Origin of the sequence: Kitasatospora sp. NPDC101235 (assembly GCF_044767505.1) — a bacterium.
Classification (GTDB): Bacteria; Actinomycetota; Actinomycetes; order Streptomycetales; family Streptomycetaceae; genus Kitasatospora.
Genome location: NZ_JBIWNZ010000064.1, coordinates 1 through 16,155, shown reverse-complemented (window position 1 = coordinate 16,155; position 16,155 = coordinate 1). Strand labels below are relative to the sequence as shown.

The following is a 16,155-nucleotide window of genomic DNA, read 5'->3' as shown; positions in this document are numbered from 1 at the left end:
ACAACAGGCAGGCGTGCTCAGCGGCTTCCGATCACTGCAATCTCACTCTCACCAGTGAAGATCACCAACAGCATCACTTCTGTGGTGTCGGCCCGGGGCCGAGTACATCGGAACCTCGGGAGACGGAAATCAGCAGGCCAGAGATCTGCTTCGAGGTGGCTCCGCACGCACACGGCGGAGCTCCACAGAACTTGAGCCAGAACCTGAGAGCAGAGAGCACTTGTCGGTCAGTTTGGAGAACAGCCGTCGACTGAGACGCAGAATACCGGCGAGAAGTAGAAGCACCGGGAGAGTCGCGTCCCGACGGCTTCAAGATCAAGAATTGAGGTTCGGAAGAGTCGCCAAGACCTCTTGGGCGCCCTGGACGATGTTGGTGTTGATCTCTTCCAGCGTGATGTCCCAGTTCTCGTTCCAGTCTGCAAGGACGAGAGCCCACTGAACGACGGGCTGCAGCTCGTCGGGGTATCCGAGTTCGACGGCGACTTCGACCCAGATCATGTCCGCGCCGACGGCGGGGCTGAGTGAGCCGTCGACGATCTGCTCCGCCCACCAGCGGGCGAGGGCCAGTCGGGCAGTGGTGGGGTCGGCAGGCGGGTTGAAGGACAGGCCAAGTTCGTCCAGGACGCGGTCGAAGAGCTCGCGGGCCTGGGATTCCTCGTTGTGGCCAAGTCCGGCGAGGAGAGGGATCGAAGGAGTCTCGACGCCGGCGAGCAACGCATTGAGGCCAGCTTGGATGAGCCGGTCGGACCCGATGTGGCGGCCGATGGCCCACTCATTGGAGAGCATCCGAAAGTTATGGATTTCCTCAGCTGCGGTCATGCGGACCTTCCTCGTCGAACTGGTGACTGGAAGATCGTGCCACCTGCGTTCCGATGCCCGACAGGCATTTTGTCCATGCTGCGCTGACGCAGGGCCCCTGCGTCAGAGGTGAACCTGTCTGCTGGCGGCCGCTGCGGTCCTTACCCGGGCGCGCGCCGAAGCACCCGCCAAGGCCGGCTGACCGCCGCAGGCTTCAGCTTGACGGTCCCTCACCCCAGGGATCGTCAAGCACCGTTGCGGGGATGTTCGCCGCGAGCATTTCGTCGATGCAGTTGCGCAGCCCGACGCCGGTGGGGTCGACCCAGGTGAGCCATGGCACCGGCTGGAGCAGGTCGTCGTACTGGCGGATGCCGGGGTCGGTGAGGAGGGTTCGGAGCTCGTCGGGGGCGGGGTCGGTGACCAGGCACAGCCAGGCAAGGCCGGCGCCAATGCGGACCTCGGGCGGGCGTCCGGGATCCGACCAGAGGTCCCGGGCCCACCTGGGAGCGTGGTCATCCTGGTGTTCGCGGGCGAGCTGGGCGATCGCCAGGATCAGGCTCACCCGGACCACCGCGTCGTCTTCCTTCGCCAGCCTGAACCGCAAGGCCGAAAAGACGCCCGAGAGCTCGCCGGTTGCCGCCGCCAGGACGTAGGCGGTCACGGAGCGGACCTCGGGGTCGGGGCCGGAGAGAAGCGGGAGCAGGAGGGGCAGGTCGTCCGTGACCGCCTGACGAGCGGCCTGGATCGTCCAGTCCACCGGGCACCCCGTGCTGCCCTCGATCATCAACGGCTCCTCGGAGACCTGGAGCAGGCCTTCCCGCGATCCGTCTCCCATGTGCTGGCACCGGCCGATCTCGGCGACCAGGCGAAGGGTTCGGGCACGGAGCCCGGGGTGCCCGGTCGTCGCGATCCGGAGCAGGAACGGCACCGCCAGTGCTCCCACCGCGATGGTGCCGCCCTGGTGGTGAAGATTTCCCCAGAGCCGCTCCAAGGCCTTGTCGGCGGCTTCGGCGTCCCCGGACGCGAGCGTGGCGAGCAGGCCGGGGATCTCCTCGCCCGGGCCGTAGAAGTGCCGGAATTGCTGCCAGGGGACCTCGTCGTACCTGAACCCGTCCTTGACCTCCCGCGGGATCGCGCCCATGGCCGTCCGCACGTCGCAGTCCGTGCCGGCCCACCGTTCCGGCCAGCCGGCCCAACGGTCATCGTCCACGGTTTGGCCTTCCAGTCCACCGACAGCATCCGAACGCCGGGAGTCTAACGACCGGTGATCAAGAGGCGGACTGCTTCTGCCGCACTCCGGTGGCACCGCACCACGGCGACGTCATTTCTCGTAAGCATCTGCAGCGCTCAAGATTGCCAACTGCTGCTGTCGAAACCGCTGATCAAACGCTGCTACTTCACGTGAACGAAGCCACCCGGCGGTGTGCCGGTGCCAGATCACCCAGAGGTGCCGGGCGAGGAAGTTCACCGCAATGATGAGCAGCGAGGAGCCAGCGGAGGCCAAGGCCGCGCCGCCATCCGGCCGGGTCGATGGTGCGCCGTAGTCGGTTCTGACGGGCCGCCATGTCAAGGCCTGGCAGCTCTCCTGGGTGCTGTCGTGCGGTTTTCGGGCGGTTCCGCATCTGGGTGTGCGATACCTGGCCTGGGGCCGGGGGGGGGCTGCTGGTGCCCGAAGCGGAAGAGGATGGTGGGTTGTGAAGGTCGGCGAGGCGCGGGAGCTGATCGGCGAGGCGGTGGTGGGCGCGGTGCGTGCCGGATTCGCCCACGAGTACGAGGTGATGGGGTATGCGCAGCGCCCGGCGCCGGAGCCGGCCTTCAAGGCCGGTCGCGACCGGGCCGGCCATGACTCGTCCCGGGTGCCGGAGGTGCCCAAGGCTGTGGTGGAGTCCCGGATCACCGACGACAGCCCGGGCATGTGGTTCAGCCACAAGGTCGAGTACGGTGGGCCGCCCTTGATCCAGCTGCAGGTGCGTTCGACCTGGGCCCGGCAGGTCGCGGCCCCGGGCTGGGCGGTGCTGGACGGCTACGCGGTGCTGGACGTCCTCGCATGGGACGAGAGCCTCACCCCGCGTCGTCCTGCCCGGGTCCGCGCTGCGTTGATCAGCGCCGACTGCGACGCCGGCATGCACGGCTGGCGGGCCCACGCGGACAACCGCGACCTGCGCGTCGCCTGGAACCCGGATGGCGTGGCGACGCTGGTGATGCCCTGGGACGAGCTCCGAGGCAGCGGCTTGGAGGCCGCGCCGGCTGGTTGAACCGGTGCCCCCACGCCCCACCACCCGCTGAACCGCAAGCCGAAGTGCCGGTCCACCACCACAGTGTGACCGGCACCTCTCCGCACCCAGCACGGGCCAGGGGCCCGACACACGAGCCGATCTGCGACTACGCCGCCTCACTCGACAGGACCGGGGCATCGATGTGCTTGAGCCGGCTGCGGGCAGCGACACGGTCCTCACCGGACAACTTGAACCCGTGCTCATCCGCCCAGACGACATGGGAGGCCTGCCACCCGGCCTCCTCCAGCCGACCGGACCCGGCCAGCTACTCCTCGCCCAGCCCCTGCCGGACGGTTTCCAGGTCGCCACTCCAAGACGGCAGCGCGGCCAGGTAAGCACGTCGCTCGGCCCGCACGGCCACCAGCGCCCGCTGCGCCTGTCGCGATCGATACCGGCGCTGTAGCCTGCGCCCGAATAGAGCCCGAGGCGGAATGGGCGGGCCGAGAAAGCCGTGTCAGTAGGGCAGAGAGAAGTACGTGGTTTTGCAGTTGACGGGAGTTCCGGCGGAACCGTTCTGACGACACGTGACCATTCGCATCGAGTCTCCAGCGTGTCCGCTGTAGTCGTAGACTGCCGGCCCTGAACTGTCGTTGGCCCCGTTTGCGTCCTCCACGTAAGCGACCCTGACGCCTCCCTGGGTCTGGTTGTACACCGATGACACTATGCGGTATCCGTCGGCAGAACTGTCCCACGCGTAAATGTACCCATAGCCGTTGCTATCGACCGCGTAAGCGCCGTAACCGTAGGTGGAAGAGCTGGCGTAACCGTAGTACGTCTCGATGGGGTACGCCTGCGCGTTGGAGGCCAGCCCCAGCGTAATCAGCAAGCTGCTCGCCGCGGCGGCCGAACCCAGCAGGACTCTTCTCATTTCATTCCTTTCTGTCAGTTGTGCTGACTCTGAGGAAGCCTGAAACTGCTACGCTTGTTTCAAGCTGCGCCAATATTCTGCAGATGCCGGCATATTAAAGGAACGGCAAAAACCAGCCATACTTCCTGGAAGTCATCTGGTTCCCCGCCGTGCGTGGCCAACTGCCTCCCGGCCATCGTGCTCGTCCGCCGACATGCCCCGAGAGGTCTCATCGGGGGGAACGTTGGCCGAGTCCGCTTGGCCGTGTCAGGAGTTGACGGTACGGCCCGCACGGTTCCCTCCTCTGGCCACATCGCCGGGGTCTGGGCCCGCACCGACGCCGAGCGCGGAGTGTTCAAGGCCCCGGCGAATCAGGGTGTCCGGGGGGTGACGGTGCCCGAGAAGACGTTGACCGACGACGAGAACGGCGGGCTGAACGGGGCCGGGGTTGAACTGCCTGCGGGTCTTCCCGGTCGCGGGCTGCTGGTGTGGGGTGTCCGCACACTGTCCATGAGCCGTGACTGGCAGTACCTGAACGTCCGGCGCGGATCCGGTGGGGGCCAGGTGGTGTGTTGCGCCTGCCATGCTGTACCGGGCGCCGTCCGAGCCGCCGGCCTGGCTGTCCGATCCCGAACGCAAGCTCCCGACCGGTGCCACGCTCGCCGATCTCACGCGGACCGAGGTGGACCTCGACGAGTACGTGGAGCACGCCGACCAGAGCCTGCGCGGCTTCGTTGCGCGGATGGAAGACAAGGGCGTCCGTTTCGGCCTGCTGTACATGGCGACCCACGGCGAACTGGCCTGCCAGCAGTGGTGGGGCCACCCCACCTGGCCGGCCCGCGTGGACCGGTTCATGGCCATGCTCGACAACCCGGAGGACGACCAGTGGGGTCCCAACGTTGAGTACTGCGAACGCCTGCTGCCCGAGCCGCCCGGCCTACAGGACCGCAGCATTCTGCGTGCGACGCTCCTGAAGGCGCCATGGGAACCGGACAGCGCCACCTCCGAGTGGATCACGAACGCCGGCATCGGTTACCTGGTGCCGCTGACGGGCGCGACTGGACGGGCTGACGAACTGGGCAGACCCTACGCCGAGACAGGCTGCTCGGTGAGGATCTGGGCGATGCGCCTGGCCTTGTCTGCGACAGCAGGCAGGAGGTGCTCGGTTTGTGTCCGCGCGTGCTCCGGGCTGCGTTCCGTCCCCGGCCTGCCCTGTTCCGCTGCTCCCGTTGTCCGGGGGGTCGTGCTGCCGGTGACCCGGGAGCGTTCCGCCTTCGTGGCTGCTGCCGCTATCCTCGCGCTCGTGATCAACAGGAGCAGGAGGAGGGGACGTGCGGCCGGGGGCCGGCCGACGACTGCCGGGCTGCGGGAGGTGCTCAACCGTGCAGCGCGTGTCGTGATCGTCGACGCACCGCCGGGAGAGGCCGATTCCGCTGGTCACGCGCGGACGGAGGTGACCGGCGCCGACATCGCCGGCCTGGCCCGGCTGCTGGCCGTCGTGGACGGCGGCACCGGAGGGCTGTGCCTGTGCGACGGCTGGCCGACGATCACGGTGTACGGCCCGCGCGGGGACCTGATCGCCTGCGCCCTGGAACTCGTGGGTGAAGCGCAGCCCGCTCACCGTGTCCCGCCCCGCTTCAGGTGGAACCGGATGGCGGCCCCACCCGACCGCCGCTGTCTGCGTCTTTCTCGGCTCGCCGGCCCGGGCCGTACCTTTCGCCACGTGCGTGGCTCCCGCGTTCAGAGCCAGCCGCGACGGCTGGCCTGGACACCGAGCTGGAAGCGGGTCTGGGCACCGAGGACTTCCTGGAGGCGCGCGATGCGGCGCGCCACCGTGCGTTCGCTGACCCCGAGTTCGCGGGCGATGGATTCGTCGGTGAGGCCGGCGCTGAGGTAGGTGAGGAGTTGTCGGCTCTCGTTGGTGGGGGCGGTGACCATGTCGTCCCCGGGCTCGGTGCCGGCGGGGAGCGGAACGGCCATCTGCCAGTACGACCTGAACACGCCGATCAGGCCGTCGAGCAGGGCCGAGCGCTGCACGACGACGTGGTGGCGCCGTTCGTGGTTGCCGACGGGGGCGGTGACGACGGCGAAGCGGTCGTCGCAGATCATCAGGTTCAGCGCGACATCGGGGAAGACACGGGCCCGTTCGCCGAGGTTGACGCAGGTTTGGATGGCCTCCCGGCCGATCGGGTCACGCAGCACCTGGGCGCCGTAGACCACTGAGTACGCGACGCCGCGTGCGAGCGCCTCCAGACAGCCAGGGGCGATCTGCGGGGGCGTGGCGCGGCGGTCGGACGGGCCGATGGACAGCGCGCGGACCTGATGTGTCGCCTCGTCCTGGACGCGCCGGCTGACCGCTTCGCAGGCCGCGGCGGTCCGGACGATCTCGATGTAGCCGGTGCCTTCGGCGTGGTGGTCGCGCCAGAAGCGGGACAGTTCGTCGGCGCTGTCGCGAAGCGCGCCCAGTTCCTTGGCGCGGATCTCCACCAGGGCGTCGAGCGCGGCCCGCGGCGGGCGGGCGACGAGCCGTTCGCCGTCCGGTTCCACCAGGCCCAGATCGGCCAGTTCTCCGGCCGCGGTCCCGACCGTGTCCGAGGCGGCGCGCACGATGCCCTCCAGTTCGGCCGGGGTCGTGGGACCGGACTGGATGAGCGCGAGGTAGACGTCCTCGGCGGTCGCGGTGAGACCGATGGTCCGGAGTGGATGCATTTGCCCATAATTGCATGCTTATTCGATTTGGCCAATGTGTTGATCGTTTCCGCAGCGTGACCACCGGCGGGCAGAGCGATGGCCGGGCGATGTTATCCCAGCTCAGACGGCTTGTATCGGGAGTCTGAACGGACGTGCGACAGCTGTCGCCTTCCCGTCATGCCGGATTCAGACAGTCCGGATGACTTCTCCAGAACACGCTTTTCTCCACAGACTTTGGGCCACCGCACAGCCGGCCTCCTCCCACCCGTGAGGACAACCGGCACCAGCACTCAAGGAGTTGCCCTGTGAAGAAGACCCTGGCCTGGGCCGTCACCCTGGTGACCGCGGCCACCTGCACCCTCGGCACCACCCTGCCGGCAGTGGCCGCGGGCAGTGACACGACGGCCACTGCCGTCAGCGCCGCGTCCTTCAGCTCCGCGATCGACACCTCCTCGCTCGACCCGCAGACCAAGGCCCTCGTCGACCAGATCCTGGCCAAGCTGCCAGCCGGCTGGCAGCAGCACCGCCTGGCCGCTGCCGCCAAGTACGGCATCAACGAAGGCCAGTGGGCGGACATCCTGGCCAGCACCATCGACCCTGGCAGCTACCAGTGCCAGAGCACGGACCTGACGGCCTATGCCAACACCATGTTCAAGGACGTCAAGAACCCCGTGGTCCTCCTCATCCTGCAGCTCATGGGTGCCTTCGACGCCCCCACCTACGACGCGCTGATGTTCGGCAGCGAGTCGAAGTCCAACACCTTCGGCGTCAACGGTGAATACACCAACGAGCTGACGTCCGAGATGAAGGACCTCAAGCGGTTCTGGGACATCAAGTCCGACGACATCCAGCTCATGCCGATGCACGGCGCCGACGTCTTCTCCTCCCCCGAGCGCTTGGCCCGCGTCCTGCCCGTGATGCTCGGCGGCGACTACACGACGGAGCAGTACGTCACTCTCGCCAAGCTGATCATCCAGCTCGTCGGCAGCGACCCGGCCCTGCAGGGCGGCAACCACCCGTACTTCACCTTCAACGCGTTCGCCTACTCCGAGGAAGGCGACCCGCACCCGGCCGGCATCTCCGACCGCATCATCATGGGTGACGGCATCCTGCAGGCCATGAAGGCCATAGGCCTGGGCGACACCGCCCCGCGGGCCATCCTCGCCCACGAGTTCGGCCACCAGGTGCAGTACGAGGACAACCTGTTCGCCAACACCACGCTCACCGGCCCGGAGGCCACCCGCCGCACCGAGCTGATGGCGGACGCATTCGGCACCTACTTCCTCACCCACTCCCGGGGTGAGGCCCTCAACACCAAGCGACTGCTGGGCTCCTCCAAGTCCTTCTACGAGGTCGGCGACTGCGGCTTCACGAATGAAGGCCACCACGGCACGCCCAACCAGCGCCTCGCATCGTCCACGTGGGGTGCGAGCGTCGCCAACGACGCGGCGAACCAGGGGCACATCCTGCCGTCCCTGAAGCTCGACGGGCTTTTCGAGGCGAAGCTCCCCGACATCGTGAAGCCCGACGCGGTGAACTGAACGCGCTGACCGGCCGGCGCGCGACGGCCCAGCGCCGGCCGGGACACGGCCGCACAACCGAACCGGTGACCCGCCGACGGCCCCTTCGGCAGGGTCCTCAAAGCACATGGCATGGAGGCTGGCGCCGACCTGCGGTTCGCCGTGTTCAACGAGACGGGTGGGGTGAGCGGCGTTCGTTGATCGCGGCGACTCTCGGCCTCTGGGTAGGGCTCGGCGACGGGATGGTGAACGGGGTGGCTGGGATCGCCGACATCACCGAGGAGATCGCAGCCCCTGCGGGTGTGACACGGGCCGGCGCCGTCAGGTGGAGCTGGGTGACGGTGGTGCCGTCGGCGGCCGGGCCGTGGTCGGGGCTGATGCCCGTGACCGTCGGCGGGACGCCGTGGTGACCGCCAGACCGGCTGGGCCGACGTCGGCCGCGCCGAGCACATGGCCGAAGCGGTCCGGGACCTGGAGAAGCACAAGCTGGTCGACGCGCTCGGCACCACCTCACCGCCGGGCCGCCGCCCTGCCACCAAGGCCGCCCCGGACACCGGAGGAGCCGGGGGAGCCGAGGGGGCCGCGAAGCCGAAGTCAGGCGGGCCCGGCGCGGAGAAGATCGTCGGCCTCACCCTCCTCGGCCTGGCCGCCGCCGCCGAGGCGCTCGGCGACGACCGCGACATGGGCGGCCACGCCCGCGGCGCCGGATCCACCGGCGCCCCGCACGCCATGCTCGTCAACGAACTGATCATCACTGCCGTCACCGGCACCACCACCCACGACGCCCCACCCCGCACCGACACACGCCAGGCGCCCCCACGCCGCGCCCTGCCCACCGGCCCGCTCCCGGGCGGCATCGAAGCCTGGGCCACCGAGACACCCCACACCATCACCGGCAAGTACAACGTCATCCCCGACGCCATCGTCCGCCTGCCCGAGCTCGGCATCCCGGTCGCCTTCCTGGAGCTTGACCGCGGCACGATGACCGACGTGCGCAAGGTCGCCGGCAAGCTCGACAACTACAAGCGCTACTTCGACCGCACCGTCCAGGACGGCGGCCAGGAGCGCCTCGACGTCGACGTTCGCTACAACGCCCCCGAACCCGCCTCCGGCTACAGCCACCGCCGAGCCGTTCGCCCGCCCGTGCTGTTCGTCCTGGACCAGGGCACCAGGGGCAGCCGCCCCCGCTACAACCCCCAGGCCCTGGAGCAGCGCCTGAAGGCCCTGCGCAACGCCACCAGCGAGCACTGGCAGGGCTGGACACACGAGCAGGAAGGCATCCAGTACGCGACCTACCACGGCAAGATCCCCGTGCTCGGCACCACCCTACCGGCGTTTGGCCGCCGATCTGACCTCGGGCGGGTGCCGGGTGATCGCCGACCTCGCCGACGAGTGGCTGGCCGCGGTCGTCGAAGGCGGTGCCTACCTGCTCAAGGTCAGCCAGGAGGAACTGCGCGCCGATCACCTCGCCCCCACCGGCACCATTGCCGAACTGGTGGGCGTGATGCGCACCCTGCACGCCGATGGCATCGAAGCGGTCCTGGTCACCCGCGCCGAGCAACCCGCCCTCGCCCTCATCGACGGCTGCCTGCACGAGATCGTCACACCCCGTATGACACCCGCCGACCCGCTCGGATCCGGCGACTCCATGACCGCCGGCATCATCGCTGGCCTGCTTCGCGGCGATGACCTGCCCGACGCCCTGCGCCTGGGCGCGGGGCGGGAGCGTTCAACGCGACCCGGCACGGACTGGGAACCGGGAGCCGAGAAGCCGTCGAGCGCCTCGCCACGGCCACCGAACTGCGCCAGATCGACGAGCAGGGCACCGCTCGCCGGCGCATGAACCGACGGGAGCTGGCCGCATGGCTGACCCGGATGTGAGCCGGCCTCCGAGGATCCTGATCACCAACGACGACGGGATCGACTCCGAGGGCCTGCACCACCTCGCCCGCGCCGCACGCACCCTGTCCCCGGATCCCGTGGTGGCCACACCCCGGGAGGAGGCCAGCGGCAGCAGTGCCGCGCTCACCGCGGTCGAGGACCGGGGACGCATCCTCGTGGAATGCCGCCGTCTGCCGGGCCTGGACGACCTGACCGCGCACGCGGTGACCGCCGCTCCGGCGTTCATCGCGATGCTCGCGGGCCGGGGCGCCTTCGGCCCCGCCCCCGACATCGTGCTGTCCGGCATCAACCGGGGCCCCAACACCGGCCACGCCGTCCTGCACTCCGGCACCGTCGGCGCAGCCCTGACCGCCGCCCTCGACGGCTGCCGCACCATGGCCCTGTCCCTGGACGTCGGCGACCCCTGGCACTGGGAGACCGGCGCCGCCATCACCGCCCGACTGCTCCCGCTCCTGGCCACAACCGGTCCAGGAGCCGTACTCAACGCCAACATCCCCAACCTGCCGCTGGAACAGGTTCGCGGCATCCGGCTCGCCACGCTCGCCAGCTTCGGCACGGTACAGACCACCGTCACCGAACGCGGGCGCGGCTATGTCGCTGTCACCCTTGCCGAGACCGATGTCGAACCCGGCCCCAACACCGACGCCGCCCTCCTCGCCGACGGCTGGACCACTCTCAGCCTCCTCAAAGCCCCCTCCACCGTTTCCCGCCCGACAGCCTGATCCGAGCCCTGAATGACCTCTCAGCCAGGGGACGGACGAACGTCGAGTTCAGCGGCCACGCGTGATCGATCTCGTACGTGGAGGATGCCGAGCGGGAGGGCGACGAGGAGGTCGCGACGTATTCCGCAAGCCCGACTTCGACAGTTGGCGGGCACACAAGGTGGGCCGAAAAGGCATGTGACCTGCGAGGTCTGACGTTTCCGCAGGCTCGTGTCGTGTGCCCACGCGCGGCAACCTGTCAGTGAGAGAGTGGACTGTCTGAGGTTCAGGCGGAGCAGTGCGCACGCTGCTGATCCGCGCTGCCGAGCAGCGGATCAACGATCGTGGCCTGCGCGTGGCCGAACTCGCCGTCGAGGAGGACAATCCCCTGGCCCGCACGATGTACGAGCGCCTTGGCCACGTAGCGTTCGGGCGCGAGCAAGATTCATGGGACGAGGAAGCGCCCGACGGATCGATCCGCCGTCGAGAGACGATGTGCGTCCTCATGCGCCGGGACTTGTAATTCCGCAGGGGACGGGGAGCCGGTGCCGGCTGCCCGTCGCCCTGGCCCCGGCTCAGCGCGCGGGGAAACGGTGGTGCTCCACCAGACGGGTGAAGCCCTCCCAGAACGACGGGCCGGGTAGCCCGCCGTCCTCGTAGACCGCGACCCCGGGCACCCCGTCCGGCACACCGGAGCCGGCCGCGCGGGACAGCTCGACACCCGAGCCCAGCACCGCGACCGGCTTGCCATGCCGCAGCGCCTCGACGAGGAAGCGGACGGCGTCGGGGTCGGCGGGCAGCGTGTGGTCACAGCCGTCCGGGACCACCAGGGCGTCGTAAAGCACCGAGGCGGTGGTGGGCAGTGGGCGGTCCACCGGCAGTGGCTGCCGTCCTGGGCGAGCACGTGGCCGCCGTGGGCGGCCAGCGTCTCGACCGTGGCACCCGCCGCGCCCAGCCGCTCGTGGGCGGCCCGGACCTGTTCGCCGTCGACCCCGGGAGAGGCCAGGACGGCGACCCTGCGGGTGCGGACGCCCGACCCGTGCAGGTTGTCCAGGCTCAGCGCGGGGGAGACGCGGGGCCCGGCCGCGTCCTCGCCGGCCGTGGCGGCCGCGCGGTCCTCGGGTGCCGCCTCGGGCTCGGGCACGCCGATTCGCCGTGCGACCTCTGCCGCCAGGCCCGGATCGACGTGCACCAGGTTGGCGACCATGCGGCGGCGCACCTCCTGGTCCTCCACCTTGCCGAGTTCGAAGGCGAAGGCGGCGGTGATGTGCCGCTGTTCCCAGTCGGCCATGCTGCGCCAGAACAGCGCGGCCTGGCCGTAGTGGTCGGCGAAGCTCGGGCTGCGCCGGCGGATCGTCTTGCCGTCGATCCGCTCCTGGTAGTGCTGGAACACCCCATCGGCCAGGTGTCCGCCGCCCATCGTCGCCGGACACCCGCCCCCGACGCTGTTCGGGGCGTAGTTGGTCCCGGGGTGAACCACCTGTTGGCCGTAGCCGTCGCGGTGGTTGGTGCGGGCCTCGGCCAGTGGACGGTTGACCGGCAGCTGGCTGAAGTTGGGGCCGCCCAGGCGGATGAGCTGGGTGTCCAGGTAGGAGAAGTTGCGGCCCTGGAGCAGCGGGTCGTTGGTGAAGTCGATGCCGGGCACGATGTTGGCCGTGTGGAAGGCCACCTGCTCGGTCTCGGCGAAGAAGTTCTGCGGGTTGCGGTCGAGGACCATCCGGCCGACCGCACGGACCGGCACCAGTTCCTCCGGGATCAGCTTGGTCGGGTCCAGCAGATCGAAGGGAAAGGCGAACTCGTCCTTCTCCGAGACGAGTTGGACACCGAGCTCGTACTCGGGGAAGTCGCCGGCCGCGATCGCCTCCCACAGGTCCCGACGGTGGAAGTCCGGGTCGCGCCCGGCGGTCAACTGGGCCTCATCCCATGCCTGGGAGCAGACGCCGAGCGCCGGCTTCCAGTGGAACTTCACGAAGGTGCCACGCCCGTCCGCGCTCACCAGACGGAAGGTGTGCACGCCGAAGCCCTGCATCATCCGGTAGCTGCGCGGGATCGCCCGGTCGGACATCACCCACATCAGCATGTGGGTGGTCTCCGGCTGGAGCGAGCAGAAGTCCCAGAAGGTGTCGTGGGCGGAAGCGCCGGTGGGGATCTCATTCTGCGGCTCCGGCTTCACCGCGTGCACGAAGTCGGGGAACTTGATCGCGTCCTGGATGAAGAAGACCGGCATGTTGTTGCCGACCAGGTCGTAGTTGCCGTGCCGGGTGTAGAACTTGGTGGCGAAGCCGCGCACGTCGCGCACGGTGTCGGCGGAGCCGCGCGGTCCCTGCACGGTCGAGAAGCGGACGAAGACGGGCGTGCGCCGGCCGGCCTCCTGGAGGAAGTCGGCGCAGGTGAACTCGGCCAGCGACTCGTACGGTTCGAAGAAGCCGTACGCGCCGGCACCGCGGGCGTGCACCACCCTCTCCGGGATGCGCTCGTGGTCGAAGTGGGTGAGCTTCTCGCGCAGGTGGAAGTCCTCCAGGAGGGTTGGGCCGCGGCCGCCGATGGCGAGTGAGTTGTCGGTGTCGTCGACGCGGACCCCCTGGGCGGTGGTGAGCGGTCCGTCCGGGTCGGGAGTCCGGAAGGCATCGAGCGCCACGTCCTTGCCGTCGCGCTCGGACTCTTCGGGGTCCATCGGCTGCTCGGGAGTCTCGGTGACCAGTGGCGAGTCCGGGCGGTGTTCGGGGGATCCGGGGTCGGTGCTCATCTCGGTTTCTCCGTCCTGGGGGTTCGGCGCCGGGTGGTAGAGGCGTCGGGGCGTGGTCAGTGCCGCAGCAGGAGGTCCGCCGCTTCCTCGGGGCCCGCGACGGACCGGCAGGCGGTCGGCGCGCAGGGAGCGCATGGGCGGCCGTCCGGCTGTGGGGGCTCGGGGACCCGGATCGCGTGGGCGTCGGCCGCGAGCGCGGCGGCGATCACGGAGTCACTGCAACCGATCACTGTGACCCGGCACGGCAGCAGTCCGAGTTCCCGGCAGGCGGCCGTGACGAGGCCGGGCTCGGGCATCCGGCAGCGGCATCCCTCGTGCGAGCCGTGCGGGCACACTGCCCACAGGTCGATCGGCCCCAGCAGGGCCTCGGCCCGGGCCTGGACGACCTCGACCTGTCCGCAGGCGAGCAGGCCGCGCGCGACGGCCCGGCTGGTTGCTCACCACGCCGATCGCGAAGCCGACGCCGCGCAGCGCCGCGAGTGCGGCCCGGACTCCCGCCATCGGATACACCATCGCGGGATCGCCGTTGCAGGAGACGTTCTGGAGCAGCGTGCCGTCTCGGCCGAACAACACGGCCCCGGCGATGTCCGGGACGGCGGCACCACCTGTCTGCCGGGACAGCCATGGGCCCGGCCGGTCCGCGTGCTCGCCGTACGGGAGGGGCTGCGGAACGGTCGGTACGGGCTCTGCCAGGTACGCCATACTCCTGCGGGTTGCCGTCGGCGCGGCTGCCAAACGGTCGGGCGGGCCATCAGGGCGAATGCCCGCGCTCGGACAACGTGTCGTGACCGGTGAGGTGGTCCCTGCTGCGCGGTGCCTGCTCACCGAGCGGGCCGTGCAGCGGATCACCGCCGACCTCGAAGAGGCCGGCTACCTTGCTCACGACCAGGACGGCGCGCTGGTGCTCCCAGCTGCCGCCGTCACCAATCTGCTGCGCTGGGCCGCCCTGCTCTGGGAGGAGCGGGCGCAGGGCAGCCAGCCCGGCGACCACCACGGGGCCCTGCGCGGTGCGGGCCGACCTCGCCTGGGCCGGTCAGGCCGACGGGTTTTGCAAGGAGCCCGGCCGGGCGGCCCGCTTGAGCTCCATCTCGGCCTGCCGGTTCTCCACCCTCGGCCCAGTACGGGTCGGCGTGCACCTCGGCGCCGACCGCAGTGAACGCGGCCCGCTTCTCCTCGGTCGGGTCGGCGGCCCAGTCGGCCTCGGCCTTGTACCAGTGGCGCTGGAGTTCGAGCAGGTCAGCCGGCCCATCGCAGATCGCGCACCCGTGCGGCGCCATCCCAGAGCCGGGCCGCCGACATTCGAGGTTCCGCGCTCGCGCCGCTACGCTGCTGTCGGCGCCCGCCGGGCCCGAGACGCGCACACCGGGCTGGCGCCGGCGGGCGCCGCCGTCTGCACTGAGCCGGTGATCTGGCTGTGTGGGCGGGCAGCGTGGGTCTGGGACATCCCTGTCCTTCAGAGTTGGATAGGCAGGTGGCGGGGTCCGCGGAGCATGGCGTTCTGCCGGTAGGGGGGCGGGTCCTGGACAAGGCGTGCTGCGCCGAGGTGGGGGACCAGCGCGCTGAGTGCGGCTTGTGCTTCGATGCGGGCGAGTGGTGCGCCGAAGCACAGGTGGATGCCGCTGCCGAAGCCGAGGTGCTGGTTGTCCGGGCGGGTGGGGTCGAACCGGTCGGGCTCGTGGAACCGCTTGGGGTCGCGGTTGCCTGAGGCGAGCACCAGTGTGACGGAGGTGCCCTTGGGGATGGTGGTGCCGGCGATGTCCACGTCGGCGAGGGGGGTGCGTTGCCGCATGTGGACCGGAGGCTCGTAGCGCAGCAGTTCCTCCACTGCCCTGGGTAGCAGGTCGGGGTCGCGGCGCAGCCGGTCCAGTTGGTCGGGGTGGCGCAGTAGGGTGAGGGCCCCGTTGGTGATGAGGTTGACGGTGGTCTCGTGTCCGGCGATGAGCAGTAGGACGGCGGTTTCCGCGAGTTCTTCGTGGGTGAGCCGCAAGGCGGGGTCGGGTTCGTTGGTGAAGGCGGAGAGCATGTCGTCGGTGGGGTGGCCGCGGCGTTGCTCGGCGAGGTTTGCCAGGTACTGGCCCATCTCGATGCGCGCCTGTTCGCCCGCCTGGTCCTGTTCGGTGGTGTCCGCTTCGGGTCTGACGTCGGCGGACGTAACGATCGCGTCGGACCATTCTCGGAACAGTGGTTCGTCTTCGCGTGGGACGCCGAGCAGCCGGCAGATGACGGTGACGGGCAGCGGATAGGCGAAGGCGTCGACGACGTCGATCTGCTCGCGGTCCTGGATGGTCTGGAGGAGTTCCATGGTGATTGCGGCGATCACGCCGCGCATGGCGTCGATTCGGCCGGGGCTGTGCGGGGGGCCGAACGGGCGCATGGCCAGGGTGCGCAGCCTGTGGTGCTCGGGGTCGTCGAGCCGCAGGAACGGCGGTTTGTGTGTCGTCTCGCCACGGGTGCGGGGGTCGGCGCTCATGCGCGGGTCGTGGAGCAGGGCGGTGATCTCGTGGTACGTGCCGACCAGGTGGCTACCGTCCGCCTGTCGTACGACGGGGCCGGCTTCGCGGAGTTCCGCGTACAGGGGGTAGTAGGGCTTTGTTAGGTACCCCAAGTGATCGTTGTCGGATAGGTTGTGATCTTCTTTCGGGTGTGACACCTGAGGAGATGGAGACGGTCCGCC

General features: G+C 69.5%; 14 protein-coding genes and 2 pseudogenes. 7 read left to right on the top strand and 9 right to left on the bottom strand.

Annotation, left to right across the window (positions count from 1 at the left end):
• Nucleotides 1–315 precede the first annotated feature (315 nt).
• Together ACIRRH_RS43070 and ACIRRH_RS43065 are read right to left on the bottom strand one after the other, a co-directional pair.
• Nucleotides 316–819, bottom strand: a complete 504-nt coding sequence (locus tag ACIRRH_RS43070; protein WP_403078881.1) for a hypothetical protein — start codon at nucleotides 817–819, stop codon at nucleotides 316–318.
• 193 nt (nucleotides 820–1,012) lie between these two features.
• Nucleotides 1,013–2,008, bottom strand: a complete 996-nt coding sequence (locus ACIRRH_RS43065) for a hypothetical protein (protein ID WP_403078880.1) — start codon at nucleotides 2,006–2,008, stop codon at nucleotides 1,013–1,015.
• 484 nt (nucleotides 2,009–2,492) lie between these two features.
• Between ACIRRH_RS43065 and ACIRRH_RS43060 the strand changes: the two genes are divergently transcribed.
• The gene (locus ACIRRH_RS43060; RefSeq protein WP_403078878.1) at nucleotides 2,493–3,053 is read left to right on the top strand and encodes a hypothetical protein; all 561 of its coding nucleotides are present in this window, start codon (nucleotides 2,493–2,495) and stop codon (nucleotides 3,051–3,053) included.
• 475 nt (nucleotides 3,054–3,528) lie between these two features.
• On the opposite strand, the gene ACIRRH_RS43055 is transcribed toward ACIRRH_RS43060, so the two are convergent.
• The gene (locus ACIRRH_RS43055; RefSeq protein WP_403078877.1) at nucleotides 3,529–3,942 is read right to left on the bottom strand and encodes a hypothetical protein; all 414 of its coding nucleotides are present in this window, start codon (nucleotides 3,940–3,942) and stop codon (nucleotides 3,529–3,531) included.
• A gap of 153 nt (nucleotides 3,943–4,095) precedes the next feature.
• Here ACIRRH_RS43055 and ACIRRH_RS43050 point away from each other — a divergent pair, with 153 nt between their 5' ends.
• A complete protein-coding gene (locus tag ACIRRH_RS43050; protein ID WP_403078875.1) occupies nucleotides 4,096–4,824 on the top strand; it encodes a phage tail sheath subtilisin-like domain-containing protein in 729 nt (242 codons plus the stop codon).
• A gap of 837 nt (nucleotides 4,825–5,661) precedes the next feature.
• Here the strand turns inward: ACIRRH_RS43050 and ACIRRH_RS43045 are convergent.
• Entirely contained in the window at nucleotides 5,662–6,630 is a 969-nt protein-coding gene (locus ACIRRH_RS43045; RefSeq protein WP_403078874.1) for a LuxR C-terminal-related transcriptional regulator, read from the bottom strand.
• Between the two features lie 287 nt (nucleotides 6,631–6,917).
• Between ACIRRH_RS43045 and ACIRRH_RS43040 the strand changes: the two genes are divergently transcribed.
• Entirely contained in the window at nucleotides 6,918–8,153 is a 1,236-nt protein-coding gene (locus ACIRRH_RS43040; protein WP_403078872.1) for a hypothetical protein, read from the top strand.
• Between the two features lie 233 nt (nucleotides 8,154–8,386).
• Entirely contained in the window at nucleotides 8,387–8,542 is a 156-nt protein-coding gene (locus tag ACIRRH_RS43035) for a hypothetical protein (RefSeq protein ID WP_403078870.1), read from the top strand.
• Nucleotides 8,543–8,726: 184 nt separating this feature from the next.
• On the opposite strand, the gene ACIRRH_RS43030 is transcribed toward ACIRRH_RS43035, so the two are convergent.
• Nucleotides 8,727–9,431, bottom strand: coding sequence for a hypothetical protein (locus ACIRRH_RS43030; RefSeq protein WP_403078868.1), 705 nt, complete (start codon nucleotides 9,429–9,431; stop codon nucleotides 8,727–8,729).
• Nucleotides 9,432–9,468: 37 nt separating this feature from the next.
• Between ACIRRH_RS43030 and ACIRRH_RS43025 the strand changes: the two genes are divergently transcribed.
• The 3 genes and pseudogenes from ACIRRH_RS43025 to ACIRRH_RS43015 all read left to right on the top strand — a co-directional run.
• Complete coding sequence (locus tag ACIRRH_RS43025; RefSeq protein WP_403078866.1) at nucleotides 9,469–9,975, top strand: PfkB family carbohydrate kinase; 507 nt, start codon at nucleotides 9,469–9,471, stop codon at nucleotides 9,973–9,975.
• Between the two features lie 19 nt (nucleotides 9,976–9,994).
• Complete coding sequence (gene surE, locus ACIRRH_RS43020; protein WP_403078865.1) at nucleotides 9,995–10,756, top strand: 5'/3'-nucleotidase SurE; 762 nt, start codon at nucleotides 9,995–9,997, stop codon at nucleotides 10,754–10,756.
• 283 nt (nucleotides 10,757–11,039) lie between these two features.
• A pseudogene (locus ACIRRH_RS43015) lies at nucleotides 11,040–11,258 on the top strand (GNAT family N-acetyltransferase); the annotation flags it as partial.
• Nucleotides 11,259–11,310: 52 nt separating this feature from the next.
• Here ACIRRH_RS43015 and ACIRRH_RS43010 read toward each other — a convergent pair.
• From ACIRRH_RS43010 to ACIRRH_RS42995, 4 genes and pseudogenes are all read right to left on the bottom strand, one after another.
• Nucleotides 11,311–13,409, bottom strand: a pseudogene (locus ACIRRH_RS43010) (catalase).
• Nucleotides 13,410–13,537: 128 nt separating this feature from the next.
• Nucleotides 13,538–13,777: a hypothetical protein gene (locus tag ACIRRH_RS43005; protein ID WP_403078863.1), complete on the bottom strand. Its 240-nt coding sequence runs from the start codon at nucleotides 13,775–13,777 to the stop codon at nucleotides 13,538–13,540.
• Between the two features lie 455 nt (nucleotides 13,778–14,232).
• Complete coding sequence (locus ACIRRH_RS43000; protein ID WP_403078862.1) at nucleotides 14,233–14,364, bottom strand: hypothetical protein; 132 nt, start codon at nucleotides 14,362–14,364, stop codon at nucleotides 14,233–14,235.
• A gap of 570 nt (nucleotides 14,365–14,934) precedes the next feature.
• Entirely contained in the window at nucleotides 14,935–16,086 is a 1,152-nt protein-coding gene (locus ACIRRH_RS42995) for a cytochrome P450 (RefSeq protein ID WP_403078860.1), read from the bottom strand.
• Nucleotides 16,087–16,155: the final 69 nt, after the last annotated feature.